This window comes from Pantoea sp. ICBG 985, from assembly GCF_002928365.1.
In the GTDB taxonomy this organism is placed as follows: domain Bacteria; phylum Pseudomonadota; class Gammaproteobacteria; order Enterobacterales; family Enterobacteriaceae; genus Pantoea; species Pantoea dispersa.
The window spans coordinates 351,404-365,693 of the sequence record NZ_POWM01000005.1 but is presented as its reverse complement, the minus strand read 5'-3'; the positions used below and the strand labels follow the sequence as shown (position 1 = coordinate 365,693).

Sequence of the window (14,290 nt, the reverse complement as noted above, 5' to 3'; positions counted from 1 at the left end):
TCAGTGGTATCCTTCGTCGGCTTTGATTTTTCCGCGGAACACGTAGTAACTCCAGAAGGTATAACCCAGAATCACCGGAATAATCAGTAAGCTACCGACCAGCATAAAGGCCTGACTCTGCGGCGGTGACGCGGCGTCCCAGATGGTGATCGACGGCGGAATAATGTGCGGCCACACGCTAATACCAAGGCCGGAGAAGCCGAGAAACACCAGCGCCAGCGTCAGCAGGAACGGCGAGTAGTGCGCCTCACGCTTAATGGCGCGCACGATGCCCCACGAACACAGCAGCACTAGCACCGGCACCGGCAGGAACCAGAACAGGTTAGGACGGCTGAACCAGCGGTGCGCAATCGCATCGTGGGTGAACGGCGTCCACAGGCTGATAATGCCGACAATCAGCAGCAGCGCGATCACCAGCGGCGTCGCCAGCGCGGACATCTTACGGTGCAGTTCATGCTCGGTTTTCATGATCAGCCAGGTACAGCCCAGCAGCGCGTACGCCACCACCAGACCGACGCCGCAGAACAGCGGGAACGGCGCCAGCCAGTCCAGCGCCGAGCCGGCAAACTCGCGCCCTTTCACCGGGAAGCCGTCGATAATCGCACCGACCGCAACGCCCTGACTGAAGGTCGCCAGCAGTGAACCGGCGATAAATGATTTATCCCAGAACGCGCGGTGTTCTTCCGTGGCCTTAAAGCGGAACTCAAACGCCACGCCACGGAAAATCAGGCCAATCAGCATCGCGGTGAGCGGAATAGCCAGCGCATCGGCAATCACCGAATAGGCCAGCGGGAACGCACCGTACAGACCGGCACCGCCCAGCACCAGCCAGGTTTCGTTGCCATCCCAGACCGGCGCAACGGTATTCACCATCATGTCGCGCTCAACTGCATCTTTGTTGAACGGGAACAGGATACCGATGCCAAGATCGAAGCCATCCATCACGATATACATCAGGGTGGCGAACACGATAATGGCGAACCAGATAATGGAGAAATCGATCATTTATTTACCCTCCTGCGGTTCGTTCAGACTCTCATGGGCCGCAGAAAGCGGACGCGCAGGTGTTTTATCCTGCCCCGGACCACCGTGGCGCACATCTTTACCCTCGCCGGTCAGCGGACCTTTCTTGATCAGGCGCATCATGTAAACGTAGCCGACACCAAACACCGACGAATAGACGAGGATGAAGGCCAGCAGGCTGATGCTCATATGCAAATCACCATGCGCCGACACCGCATCAATGGTGCGCTGCACGCCGTACACCACCCATGGCTGACGACCAATTTCCGTGGTAAACCAGCCGGCAAGAATGGCGATCAGGCCGGATGGGCCCATCAGCAGGGCGAACCACAGGAACGGCCGGGAGTTATACAGCCGCTTTTTGTAGCGCAGCCACAGGCTCAGCACACCGAGGGTGATCATCAGCAGGCCCATCGCCACCATGACGCGGAACGACCAGAAGATCACCAGCGAATTCGGACGGTCCTCTTTCGGGAAGCTCTTCAGCGCCGGGACCTGTTTGTCCAGGCTGTGGGTCAAAATCAGGCTGCCGAGGTACGGCACTTCCAGCGCATATTTGGTGCGTTCTTCATCCATATCCGGAATACCGAACAGAATCAGCGGCGTCGCTTCTCCCGGCGGGTTTTCCCAGTGGCCTTCAATCGCCGCAATTTTTGCCGGCTGATGCTCAAGGGTATTCAGGCCGTGCGCATCGCCGATCATCGCCTGAATCGGCGCTACGATCAGTGCCATCCACAGTGCCATGGAGAACATTTTGCGGATTGCCGGGTTATCGTTACCGCGCAGCAGATGCCACGCGCCAGACGCGCCAACAAAGAAGGCACTGGCGAGGAAGGCCGCCACCGACATATGGAACAGGCGGTACGGGAACGACGGGTTGAAGACAATCTTAAACCAGTCCTGCGGCACCACGATGCCATTCTCAATGATGTAGCCCTGCGGGGTATGCATCCAGCTGTTGGACGCGAGGATCCAGAAGGTTGAGATGATGGTGCCGAGCGCAACCATGCACGTGGCAAAGAAGTGCAGGCCCGGCCCAACGCGGTTCCAGCCAAACAGCATCACGCCGAGGAAGCCCGCTTCAAGGAAGAAGGCGGTGAGCACTTCATACGTCAGCAGCGGACCGGTAATACTGCCGGCAAACTGCGAGAAACCACTCCAGTTGGTACCAAACTGATACGCCATCACCAGTCCGGACACCACGCCCATACCGAAGTTAACGGCAAAGACTTTGGACCAGAAGTGGTAGAGATCGCGATAGGTCTCGTTACGGGTTTTCAGCCACATGCCTTCGAGCACCGCCAGGAAACTGGCGAGACCAATGGTGATGGCCGGGAAAATAATATGGAAGGAAACAGTAAAGGCGAACTGAATCCTGGCCAGGTGGAAGGCATCTAATCCAAACATTGCTTACCTCTTTGCCACAAGATTGCACCGAATTTTTACTTATAATTAACAAGTTTGACGCACAAGATTATTATTTCGTGACGTCGGAAGAGATTCACGCCAATTGTAAGGCAAGCGGCGAGAACAAAAAGAAACAGTGGGAATGGCTAAAACTATAACAGTATTTTTTGATTTCGATCATTGTTTTCACCAGAAACTACTTGTTTAAAATCACTAAGTTAAGGTTAAAGCCCGTGATTTATTGTGACAATCTTGTTATTAAGCAGAGCGAGAGAAAAAGGCGTTAATCTGGTAACTGGCTAATTTAGCTGTTAATTACTGCGCAAGACAAAACGGCACAGGACCGCACCGTCACGTTACGCTGTAAAATTTCCTGCACAGTAGCCAGAAAGAAACTTTGTTAATTAAAAGATAATTTTTATAGACCAAAAAGAAATTAATTTGCTGCCTTTCGGTGACATTCTGTGAGCCATCGCGCATTAACCCGCTGGGGCATGGCATTTGCCAGCGGCGTCAGGCTGTGCTTTGTTAAAGCAGCACAGTCCGGTTAATCAGCGAAGGAGAGGTTATGACCCGTCTTACCGCCCAGGATTTTCCCCAGGAACTGCTTGAGCTTTATGACTACTATGCGCACGGTCGCATCAGCAAGCGCGAGTTTCTCTCGCTGGCCGCGAAGTTCACCATCGCTGGCATGACCGGAGCCACCCTGCTCAGCGCCATGAGCCCCAATTATGCGCTGGCAGAGCAGGTGTCGTTTACCGATCCTGATATCAACGCCGAATACATTCACTACCCGTCGCCCCAGGGACATGGCGAGGTACGCGCTTATCGGGTGCGCCCGACTCACGCCAGCGGCAAGTTGGGTGCCGTGGTGGTGGTACACGAGAATCGCGGCCTGAATCCTTACATTGAAGACGTGGCGAGACGGGTCGCCAAAGCGGGCTATGTCGCGCTGGCGCCGGATGGCTTAAGCTCGCAGGGCGGCTATCCGGGCAATGATGAAGAGGGCCGTGCGATGCAGGCCAAAGTCGACCCGACCAAACTGATGAACGATTTCTTCGCGGCGGTCGATTTCCTGATGCAGCATCCCGAGGGGAACGGCAAGGTCGGCATCACCGGCTTCTGTTATGGCGGCGGCGTAGCAAATGCGGCGGCAGTGGCGTTTCCTGAGCTGGCCTGCGCCGTGCCGTTCTACGGCCGCCAGCCAAAAGCGGAAGATGTGGCGCGCATTCAGGCGCCGCTGCTGCTGCACTATGCCGCGCTGGATAAAGGCATCAACGAAGGCTGGCCAGCCTATGAAGCCGCTCTGCAAGCCAGCCACAAAACCTATGAGGCGTATATTTATCCCGGCGTGAATCACGGCTTTCACAACGACTCAACGCCACGCTATGACAAAGCTGCCGCCGAACTGGCATGGGGTCGCACACTCGGCTGGTTTGGGAAATATTTGCACGCCTGAGCCTGGCGCGCCGCGACGGCACTCACGCTGTCTGCGGCGCTTTAATGATGCGGTGGACATTGCTTTCCAGCCAGTCGGCGAGGCCGATGACCTGCCCTTCCACCTCATGGCCCAGCGCCGTCAGCCGGTACTCCACGTGCGGCGGCACCACTTCATAAGCGATACGCTCAATGAAGCCATCCTCTTCCATGTAGCGCAGCGTCTGCGCCAGCATGCGTTCACTGATGCCACCAATCCGGCGGCGCAGTTCGCTGAAGCGCAGCGTCTCAGCACGCAGCGCCAGTAACACCAGCACACTCCAGCGGCTGGTAATCCGTTTTAACACTTCACGTGACGGGCAGTTCACATTGAGCAATTCACCACGGGAAAATTTATCACTCAGGTTTTCAGCCATTTACATCACTCCGCTCAAACTAACAAATCTGTAAGTACTTACTAAAAGTTAGTTTATCTCGTAGGCTGTTTCCATACCAGTTCAACCTGAGGAAAAACACCATGATTGCGATTACCGGAGCCACTGGCCAACTGGGCCGTTTAGTGATTAATGCCTTGCTGAAGAAAGTACCGGCCAGCGAGATCATCGCGGTAGTACGTTCACCGGAAAAGGCGCAGGACCTGCAGGCGCTCGGCGTCGCGCTGCGTACCGCAGATTACAACCAGCCACAGACGCTGCAAGGCGCCTTTGCCGGCGTGCAGAAAGTGCTGCTGATCTCCTCCAGCGAAGTGGGCCAGCGCGAAGCCCAGCACCGGGCGGTGATTGATGCCGCCAAAGCGGCAGGCGTGTCATTTATCGCGTATACCAGTCTGCTGCATGCCGATACCTCGCCGCTGGGTCTGGGCGTCGAACACCGCGCCACCGAAGCGCTGCTGCAGGCTTCAGGCATCCCTTATGCCCTGCTGCGTAACGGCTGGTACAGCGAAAACTATGCGGCCAGCATCGCACCGGCGTTAGCGCATCATGCCTTTATCGGCGCGGCGGGCAACGGGCGCATCGCGTCGGCGGCGCGCGAGGATTATGCTGCCGCGGCGGCAGAGGTGATCAGCCGTGACGATCAGGCCGGCAAAGTGTACGAACTGGCCGGCGATGACAGCTATACGCTGGCAGAATTCAGTGCGGAGATCGCCCGCCAGTCCGGCGAACAGGTGGAGTACGTTAACCTGCCGCCTGCGGAATTCAGCGCGGCGCTGATCGGAGCCGGTTTACCCGCGCCGCTGGCCGAACTGCTGGCGGATTCAGACGCCGGTGCCGCTCAGGGTGCCCTGTTCGACGACAGCCACACGCTCAGCAAACTCATTGGCCGCCCGACCACACCGTTCGCCGCGGTAATTAAGGCCATGCTGGCAAAGTAAGGCGCTGATGGCGCCCTCACCTGCGGTGAAATCCGGGGTGAGGGCGACGAAAAGCCCTCTTTTCCCCGTCTCGTTTGCCATCAAATGATCAACCTCTTCCCGCTTTTTTGCCGTCATCACTGACGATTTTCTTATTTACAGATAATTCTGCTCATTTATTTAAAGCTTCATCTGAAACACTGCTTTCAATTCCTGAAATATAGGGCGTTGTATTCGCTGAAAAAAGCCTTAAATAGCCGATCAATCGACAAGATTTATTACGTTCATAGATATTTCGCATTGTTGTCTCATCGGGTCAGAGATCTATAATTTGTCCTTTGAGCAACCAGGCAATTTCAGGAGGCCGCTATTAATACTAACCACCAGCAACGTCAAGCTTTCGGAGAACACGAAGCCCATGCTGATCTGGGGTATCAATACGATCCTCACGAGTTTATCCGCGAAGGTATGCAGGATTCGGAGCCGGAACCCGAGCTGATCGAAGGCCTGCCTGCGCCTGATGCGCTGACGCCTGCCGATCGCTATCTGGAGCTGTTTGAGCACGTGCAGACGTCACGTATTTTTGCCGACAGTAAAACGTTTCCGGACTGCGCGCCTAAATTCGATCCTCTGGATATTCTAATCCGCTATCGCCGCCGCAAACGCTCGGCGGAGTTCGACCTGGAAAAATTTGTCCACGAGCATTTTTATTTACCGCAGGTCAATGAGAGTTTTTATGTTTCCAATCCGGATAAAACCCTGACGGAACATATTGACGATCTGTGGCCAGTGTTAACCAAAATGCCGCAGCAGCATTTACCGCATTCGTCGCTGCTGCCGCTGCCGAAGCCTTACGTGGTGCCCGGCGGACGTTTTGGTGAAACGTATTACTGGGACTCCTACTTCAGCATGCTGGGACTGGCCGAAGCGGGCCGCGACGATCTGCTGCGTCATATGGCGGATAACTTCGCCTGGCTGATTGATAACTACGGTCACGTGCCAAATGGCAACCGTACCTATTACCTCAGCCGCTCGCAGCCGCCGGTGTTCGCGCTGATGGTCGAGTTGTTTGAAGAGGACGGCATTCGCGGCGCGAAGCGCTACCTTGACCAGCTGATGAAAGAGTATCAGTTCTGGATGGACGGAGCCGGCGAGCTGATGCCGCATCAGGCCTATCGTCACGTGGTGCGTATGCCGGATGGTTCGCTGCTCAACCGCTACTGGGACGATCGCGACACGCCGCGCGATGAATCGTGGATGGAAGATGTGGAAACCGCCAGCAAATCGCGTCGTCCGGCCAGCGAGGTTTATCGCGATCTGCGCGCCGGTGCCGCTTCCGGCTGGGATTACTCTTCGCGCTGGTTGCGCGATCCACAGCGTCTGGCCAGCATTCGCACCACCCAGTTTATTCCGGTGGATCTGAATGCGTTTCTCTACAAGCTGGAGCTGATGATCTCAACGCTGGCGCACGCGAAGGGCGAAGAACTCACCGGCCTGGCGTGGCAGAAGAAGGCGGATGCGCGCAAGCAGGCGATTCATCGCTATCTGTGGGACAACACCGCTGGCGTGTACCGCGACTACGACTGGCGACGTGAACGCTTTGGTGCCTTTACCGCAGCGGCGGTGGTACCGCTGTTCCTGGGGCTGGCTTCACCGGAACAGGCGCATCTGCAGGCGGTGGCGCTGCGCCAGCTGCTGCTAACGCAGGGCGGCCTGGTGACCTCCATGGTGGAGAGCGGCGAGCAGTGGGATAAACCCAACGGCTGGGCACCACTGCAGTGGATGGCGGTGGTCGGACTGAATAACTACGGTGAAGAGACGCTGGCAACCGAGATTGCGGTTAACTGGCTGACCACGGTGAAGAACTTCTATTCGCTGCACCATAAGCTGGTAGAGAAGTACGATATCAGCGGCGATCGCGCCCGCCCGGGCGGCGGCGGTGAGTATCCGCTACAGGACGGCTTCGGCTGGACCAACGGCGTCACCCGTCGCCTGCTGGCGATGTACGGGCATTTGCTGGCGGACTGACGCGGAGTACTGCGGTCTGATGCGGGATGCTGCGGCCTGATGCCCTCACCCTGGCCCTCTCCCACCGGGAGAGGGAAACGCTGCCACATGTGATTAACGAATTAATTGTTCACTCGATCGGTTCCCTCTCCCGCAGGCGGGAGAGGGTTAGGGTGAGGGGGAAAAACGCACTTCCCCCCTTAATTCCCCTGCAAAAACGCCAGCAGATCCGCATTCAGCTGGTCCTGATGCGTCACCGCAAAACCGTGCGGGCCATTCTCATACACTTTCAGCTGCGAACCCGCAATCATCTCGTGCACCAGCTTGCCGGTGGCTTCAAACGGCACCACCTGGTCGTTACTGCCGTGGATCACCAGCGTCGGCACATCCACTTTGGCAATATCCGCACGGAAATCCGTCTCAGAGAACGCGGTCACACAATCCAGTGTACCTTTTAGCGACGCCAGCAGCGCAATGTTCAGCGTCTGCGTCAGTACCCCATCGGAAACCGTCTGGCCCGCATTGGTGCCGTAAAACGGCGTGGCGAACTCTTTGATAAACTGCGCACGATCCTTCAGCAAACCCGCTTTAATCCCGTCAAACACCGCTGATTCCACCCCTTCCGGGTGGTCGTCGGTTTTACCAAAGATCGGGGTGACGGCGCCCAGCAGCACCAGTCCTTTCACTTTCGCGGTACCATAACGACCGATGTAGCGCGACACATCCCCGCCGCCCATCGAGAAGCCCACCAGCGTCACCTCATCCAGCTGCAGGTGCTCGATCAGGCCGTGAATATCGTCGGCAAAAGTGTCGTAATCGTAGCCTTCCCACGGCTGATCGGAGCGACCAAAGCCGCGGCGGTCAAACGCGATGACGCGATAGCCGCGCTCGGCGAGGAAGTTGAGCTGGCTGTCCCACATATCGGCATCCAGCGGCCAGCCGTGGCTGAACAGCACCGGCTGCCCCTTGCCCCAGTCTTTGAAGTACAGGTTTACGCCGTCTTTAGTCTTGAATGTGCTCATGTTTTTTCTCCGTTAGTCAGTGATGTTGTGTCTGGCAATCAAACTAGCGTGGGATGCTGGAAAAACCTAAAGCAGAGATTTTGACAACTTGTGCAAAGATTTTTGCTAAGCCCTGCCGTCAAAAATCCTTGTACAAGTTGGCCGATTTTTTCCGCTATCTCCTGACGGGCGAGCTTCGTATCGTGCTCTCATCGCACACTGACAGGAACAGCCTGATGAACCAGCCAAATCCACAAACAGCGCGCAGCGGCGCGTTTTCCCCTTTCGCCTACGGGCTTTTCGCCGTGATCTGGACCGCTTCGGTGCTCGGCAATACCGGTAGCTTTATCCGTGACGTCGCCAGCGCCTGGCTGATTACCGGACTGTCGGATAACCCAACCGCCGTCGCGCTGATGCAAACCGCCGCCACCCTGCCAGTGTTTCTGCTGGCGCTGCCGGCAGGCGTGCTGTCAGATATTGTTGACCGCCGCCGCCTGCTGATTGTGGTGCAGCTGCTGATGGCCAGCGTCAGCGGCACGCTACTGCTGCTGTCGCACAATCACTGGCTCACCGTTGAATGGCTGATCGGCCTGACCTTTGTCGGCGGCGTCGGCGCGGCGCTGTTCGGTCCGGCATGGCAGGCCATCGTGCCGGAGCTGGTGCCCCGCCATGAGCTGAAAAATGCCGTCGCGCTCAACTCGCTGGGCATCAATATCGCCCGGGCGATTGGACCGGCTACCGGCGGCCTGCTGCTGGCAAGTTTAGGTGCTATGGCCGCTTACGGTGCCGATGTCGCCAGTTATTTTTTCGTCATCGCCGCGCTGCTGTGGTGGAAACGTCCGGCGAAAGCCGCTACCGCGCTGAATGAGCACTTCTTTGGCGCTTTCCGCGCCGGGCTGCGCTATGTGAAGGCCAGTCGCGAACTGCACCGCGTACTGTTGCGTGCCGCGCTGTATTTTGCCTTTGCCAGTGCCATCTGGGCGCTGCTGCCGCTGGTGGCGCGCACCATGCTGCACGGCACCGCAGGCTTTTACGGCTTGCTGCTCGGGGCCGTCGGTGCCGGTGCTATTGCCGGCGCGCTGCTGCTGCCGCGCCTGCGTGCCCGGCTGAGCCATGATGGACTGATGCTGCTCTCCGCCGTGCTCAGCGCGCTGGTCATGGTGGCGCTGGCGCTCAGTCCGCCGCAGTGGCTGGCGCTGCTGCTGATGCTGGTCCTGGGCACCGGCTGGATCATCGCGCTGACGACCCTCAACGGCGTGGCGCAGGCGGTGCTGCCCGACTGGGTGCGCGGTCGCGGGCTGGCGGTCTATCTGATGGTGTTCAACGGCACGCTGGCGGGTGGCAGTCTGGCCTGGGGTCTGATCGCCCAGCACATGGGTCTGGCGTCAACGCTGATGCTGGCCGGCGCGGCGCTGCTCATCACGGCGCTGCTGGCAAAACGGCTGGCGCTGCCGGCGGGCGAAGCGGATCTGCAGCCGGCGAAGCACTGGGCTGAACCAGTGGTAAGCGATGCGGTGGATATCCGCCGTGGCGCCGTACTGATCCAGATTCGCTACCGTGTTCCCCAGGCCGATCGCGCCGCTTTCCAGCACGCCATGCACAAACTGGCGCAGGCGCGACGCCGTGACGGTGCCTATGCGTGGGGATTAATGGAGCAGACCGACGATGCCGGAGCGCTGCTGGAGTGGTTTATGGTGGAGTCATGGCAGGAGCATTTGCGTCAGCACCAGCGCGTCTCGCGCGCCGATGCTGAGTTACAGCAGGCGGTACTGCAGTTCCATCAGGGTGATGAACCCCCGCAGGTCAGCCATCATATTGCGCTGTGATCAGGCTGGCGCGTAGATGTCACTCAGGCCGGGCAGCGTCGGCAGGCGCTCGCGCCACCAGATAGCCGCGTTGCCGCAGGCGCTCTCATTCCACGCCAGATAGGCGATATCGCGCCGGCACTCGCTATCCAGCTGGCGCGCCACCAGCGCACCGCTCGCCAGGTGCGGGCGCGCCAGATAAAGCGGCAGATAACCACAGCCGAGCCCGGCGAGATGCGCCTGCAGTTTGGCCGGGAAATCATGCACGCTCAGCGTCTTCTGCTCATCCAGCACGCGTAAATCCATCCCGGCACCGTGGCGGGATGAATCATGCACCGTGACCGCGCGATACTGGCGAATCTGTTCGCGCAGCAGCGGTTCCGGCTCCGCCGCCAGCGGATGGTCAGGAGCGACAGCGAACACATACTCCAGCCAGCCCAGCGGCTGGCAGACAATCTCTTTGCGCGTGGCGGGTTCCTGAACCGCGCCAAAGACAATGTCCGCTTCGCCGTAGTGCAGCGCTTCCCAGCAGCCGGCCAGCACGTCCTGACGGAACTGCAGCTGGGTGTGCGGGTGCTGCTGATAAAATTCGTCAATCAGCGGCGTGAGGATGCTGAACGGCAGCGAAGCATCCACGCTGATGGTCAGCAGACTCTCCCAGCCGCTCTCCACGTAGCGCGCCTGCTGCTCCAGCTCGTTCACCGCACGCAGCAGCGTCCGCCCTTTTTCCAGCATCAGACGGCCGGTCGGCGTGAATGTGGCGCGATGGCCGGAGCGATCGAGCAGCGTGATTTTTAAATCGCTCTCCATCTTCTGCACGGTATAGCTCAACGCCGACGCGGTTTTGAACAGTCGCGCGGCCGCAGCGGCAAAGGTGCCATGACGATCGAGCGCATCCAGAATCAGCAGCGCCTCCAGATTTAAACGCATTCCCTACCCTCCGTAAAAAAAGTTGAACGACAACGTAAAAACAATCCGTTATCAATAACTGCTGTCATTTCGTATTTTTTTCCTCATCGGCGCAAGCATTTTTAACCGCGCATTAACACGGTGGCTGAGGGCCGCTACGCTTAATTTAACGGAGAGAACAGAATGACGACCGCATCCCTGATTTTTACCAACGGTAAGTTTCACACCGTCGACCGCGCAAACCCGCTGGCCACCGCCGTAGCCATCAAAGACGGCAAGTTCCTCGCCGTAGGTAGCGAAGCGGACGTCATGCGCTTTGCCGGCAGCGACACGCAAATCATCGACGCTAAAGGGCACACCGGCATTCCCGGCCTGAACGATTCCCACCTGCATCTGATTCGCGGTGGCCTCAACTACAACCTTGAGCTGCGCTGGGAAGGCGTGCCGTCGCTGGCCGATGCGCTGCGTATGCTGCGCGATCAGGCACTGCGTACGCCGTCACCGCAGTGGGTGCGCGTGGTCGGGGGCTGGAGCGAGTTCCAGTTTGCTGAGCGCCGCATGCCGACGCTGGACGAAATCAACGCCGCCGCGCCCGATACGCCGGTCTTCATTCTGCATCTGTATGACCGCGCGCTGCTCAATCGCGCCGCGCTGAAAGTGGTGGGCTATACCAAAGAGACCCCCAACCCGCCGGGCGGCGAAATCCAGCGCGACAGCAATGGCAATCCGACCGGCATGCTGATCGCCCGTCCTAATGCCATGCTGCTGTACGCCACGCTGGCGAAAGGGCCCAAACTGCCGCTGGAACAGCAGGTTAACTCGACGCGTCAGTTTATGCGTGAACTGAACCGCCTCGGTCTGACCAGCGCCATTGACGCCGGCGGCGGCTTCCAGAATTACCCGGACGATTACGACGTGATCGCCGAACTGCACGCGAAAAAGCAGCTGACGGTACGCATCGCCTATAACCTGTTCACCCAGCGTCCCGGCCACGAGCTGGAAGACTTTGAGAAGTGGACCGATATGCTGAAGCCGGGCCAGGGCACCAATTTCCTGCGCCACAACGGTGCCGGTGAAATGCTGGTGTTTTCGGCGGCGGACTTCGAAGATTTCCTCGAACCGCGCCCGGATCTGGCACCCGGCATGGAAGATGAGCTGGAGCGCGTGGTGCGCCACCTGGTGGAGCATCGCTGGCCATTCCGCCTGCACGCCACCTATAACGAATCGATCAGCCGCATGCTGGATGTGTTTGAGAAGGTGAATCGCGACATTCCGTTCAATGGCCTGCACTGGTTCTTTGACCATGCGGAAACCATCACTGAAGCCAATATTGAGCGGGTAAAAGCGCTCGGCGGCGGGCTGGCGGTGCAGCATCGCATGGCTTTCCAGGGGGAATACTTTGTCGATCGCTACGGTAAAGAGGCCGCGAAGCAGACGCCGCCGGTGGCGCGCATGCTGGAGGCCGGCGTGCCGGTCGGCCTCGGTACCGATGCCACCCGCGTCGCCAGCTATAACCCGTGGACCGCACTGTACTGGCTGGTTTCAGGCCGTACCGTCGGCGGGATGCAGCTGTACGATGACAACGCCCGCATCGACCGTGAAACCGCGCTGATGCTGTGGACCAAAGGCAGTGCCTGGTTCTCCAGCGAGCAGAGCGCCAAAGGTGAGATCAAAGTCGGCCAGCTGGCGGATCTGGTGCTGCTGTCGAAAGATTTCTTCAGCGTGCCGGAAGAGGAGATCAAAGGCATCGAATCGGTGCTGACGCTGGTGGATGGCAATGTGGTGTATGCCGCTGGCAGCTTCACGCCGCTGGCACCGCCGCCGGTGCCGGTGTTGCCGGAGTGGTCGCCAGTGGTTACCGTGCCCGGTCACTACCGCAGCGCTCCGCCGCAGACCAGCGGCCGCGCCGCGCGGATGCCGCAGGTACACCAGTGCAGCGGCCCCTGTGGCGTGCACAGCCACGCTCATGATGTGGCGCGCCAGTCATCGGTGCCGGTGTCAGACAATAACGCGTTCTGGGGTGCGCTGGGCTGTTCCTGTTTTGCGTTTTAAGTGATCAAGGGGTGCGGGCGCTGGCCCTCACCCCATCGATATATTGCCTGCCAGGCCAAAGCCCTGCTTACCGTTCTTTTTAATCTGGTACATCGCGCCATCTGCCCGGGTCAGCGCGTCGTCGAAGCTGTCGCGCCGGTGTACCGGGGCGATACCGATCGAAGCACCAATCCGCGCATGACCATTGTCGACGTCAAACGGCGTCAGCGCCGCATCCAGCACCGCCTGCGCCAGAATGCGCACCTTCGGGTAGTCAATCAAAAACGGCAGCAGCAGCACGAACTCATCGCCGCCAAGCCGCCCGACGATGGCCTCTGACGGCAGCAAATCGCGGATGCGCTGGCTGAGCTGAATCAGCACCTCGTCACCGCTGCGATGGCCGAGCGTGTCATTAACGTGCTTGAAGTTGTCGAGGTCGATAAACGCCACGCACAGCGGCCCGGCGCGTTGCAGCTGACGGAAATGCGCCTGCAGCGCGTGGCGGTTGGGCAACGCGGTTAACGGGTCGTGATGCGCCAGCAGGGAGAGCTGGGCTTCGTAATTCTTCTCTTTGGTCATATCGATATGGGTGCCGGTCACTTTGAGCGGATTACCCTGCTCGTCCCACTCGCTGACGCGGCCGCGATCCAGCACCCAGGTGATTTTGCCGTTCTTGCCGATCATACGGTGCAGCGCCTCGTAATAGGGCGCGCGCCCTTCAATATGATCGTAAAAGGCGCGCAGCACCTCATCGGCATCTTCCGGATGCAGGCACTCGCGCCAGGCATCAAAGCGCGCTTTGGTCTCTTTCGCCTGAAAGCCGAGCATCGCGCCCCAGCGCCGGTTAAAAATCACCAGCTTGCCGCTGGGAATATCCAGCTGCCACAGGCACAAGCCGGTGCCGTCCAGCGCCGCGTTCAGCTTATTACGCGCGTCGTGCGCCAGGCGCTTGAGGCGCGCATTGTGCTTTTTCAGGTTCTGAATCTGCTGGCGCAGCGCTTCTTCGGACATGGTTGATCGCTGGAGAGAAAATAAGGGCTATTTTGCCTGCACGATAGATTCTGTAAATAAAACAAATGAAAAGGCGATTAGCGTCGGAAAATTGCGCCGGGTTCAGCAGGAATGGCGAAGCAACGCGGTAATTTCAGCAAACAAAACTTACACTTACTAAAAATAGCAGCGCGCTTCGCTTCGGCGCGCCGGCGAAACCTGGCTTTCACCAGGAATTTTCTCTCCTGTTTTTAAGAAATTTCTTAAGCGCGATTTAAGTCCACTTGTATTAAGTCGCTGTTGAAGGATGCCTGACGCGCAACGTGCCG

General features: G+C 58.6%; 11 protein-coding genes. 5 read left to right on the top strand and 6 right to left on the bottom strand.

Features of this window, described 5'->3' with window-relative positions:
* Together cydB and C1Y42_RS16975 are read right to left on the bottom strand one after the other, a co-directional pair.
* Window positions 1-1,005, bottom strand: a complete 1,005-nt coding sequence (gene cydB, locus C1Y42_RS16980; protein WP_021507607.1) for a cytochrome d ubiquinol oxidase subunit II — start codon at window positions 1,003-1,005, stop codon at window positions 1-3.
* Window positions 1,006-2,430: a cytochrome ubiquinol oxidase subunit I gene (locus tag C1Y42_RS16975; RefSeq protein ID WP_021507608.1), complete on the bottom strand. Its 1,425-nt coding sequence runs from the start codon at window positions 2,428-2,430 to the stop codon at window positions 1,006-1,008.
* A gap of 568 nt (window positions 2,431-2,998) precedes the next feature.
* Between C1Y42_RS16975 and yghX the strand changes: the two genes are divergently transcribed.
* Window positions 2,999-3,889 carry a YghX family hydrolase gene (gene yghX, locus C1Y42_RS16970; protein WP_104093989.1) on the top strand — a complete coding sequence of 297 codons (891 nt, stop codon included), beginning with the start codon at window positions 2,999-3,001 and terminating at the stop codon, window positions 3,887-3,889.
* 22 nt (window positions 3,890-3,911) lie between these two features.
* Here yghX and C1Y42_RS16965 read toward each other — a convergent pair whose 3' ends face one another.
* On the bottom strand, window positions 3,912-4,283 hold the full coding sequence (locus C1Y42_RS16965; RefSeq protein WP_021507610.1) for a helix-turn-helix domain-containing protein: 372 nt from the start codon (window positions 4,281-4,283) through the stop codon (window positions 3,912-3,914).
* 101 nt (window positions 4,284-4,384) lie between these two features.
* Between C1Y42_RS16965 and C1Y42_RS16960 the strand changes: the two genes are divergently transcribed.
* Window positions 4,385-5,239 carry an SDR family oxidoreductase gene (locus C1Y42_RS16960; RefSeq protein ID WP_104093988.1) on the top strand — a complete coding sequence of 285 codons (855 nt, stop codon included), beginning with the start codon at window positions 4,385-4,387 and terminating at the stop codon, window positions 5,237-5,239.
* A 348-nt stretch (window positions 5,240-5,587) separates the two neighbouring features.
* Complete coding sequence (treF, locus tag C1Y42_RS16955; RefSeq protein WP_058759659.1) at window positions 5,588-7,246, top strand: alpha,alpha-trehalase TreF; 1,659 nt, start codon at window positions 5,588-5,590, stop codon at window positions 7,244-7,246.
* A gap of 179 nt (window positions 7,247-7,425) precedes the next feature.
* Here treF and C1Y42_RS16950 read toward each other — a convergent pair whose 3' ends face one another.
* Window positions 7,426-8,247 (bottom strand): alpha/beta fold hydrolase, encoded by an 822-nt coding sequence (locus C1Y42_RS16950; RefSeq protein ID WP_010616452.1) that lies wholly within the window; start codon window positions 8,245-8,247, stop codon window positions 7,426-7,428.
* Between the two features lie 215 nt (window positions 8,248-8,462).
* Between C1Y42_RS16950 and C1Y42_RS16945 the strand changes: the two genes are divergently transcribed.
* A complete protein-coding gene (locus tag C1Y42_RS16945) occupies window positions 8,463-10,052 on the top strand; it encodes an MFS transporter (protein ID WP_058774849.1) in 1,590 nt (529 codons plus the stop codon).
* Here the strand turns inward: C1Y42_RS16945 and C1Y42_RS16940 are convergent, their stop codons facing one another.
* A complete protein-coding gene (locus C1Y42_RS16940) occupies window positions 10,053-10,961 on the bottom strand; it encodes a LysR family transcriptional regulator (RefSeq protein ID WP_021507614.1) in 909 nt (302 codons plus the stop codon).
* Window positions 10,962-11,123: 162 nt separating this feature from the next.
* Between C1Y42_RS16940 and C1Y42_RS16935 the strand changes: the two genes are divergently transcribed.
* Entirely contained in the window at window positions 11,124-12,992 is a 1,869-nt protein-coding gene (locus tag C1Y42_RS16935) for an amidohydrolase (protein WP_058774850.1), read from the top strand.
* A 27-nt stretch (window positions 12,993-13,019) separates the two neighbouring features.
* Here the strand turns inward: C1Y42_RS16935 and C1Y42_RS16930 are convergent, their stop codons facing one another.
* Window positions 13,020-13,982, bottom strand: a complete 963-nt coding sequence (locus tag C1Y42_RS16930) for a sensor domain-containing diguanylate cyclase (RefSeq protein ID WP_058774851.1) — start codon at window positions 13,980-13,982, stop codon at window positions 13,020-13,022.
* Window positions 13,983-14,290: the final 308 nt, after the last annotated feature.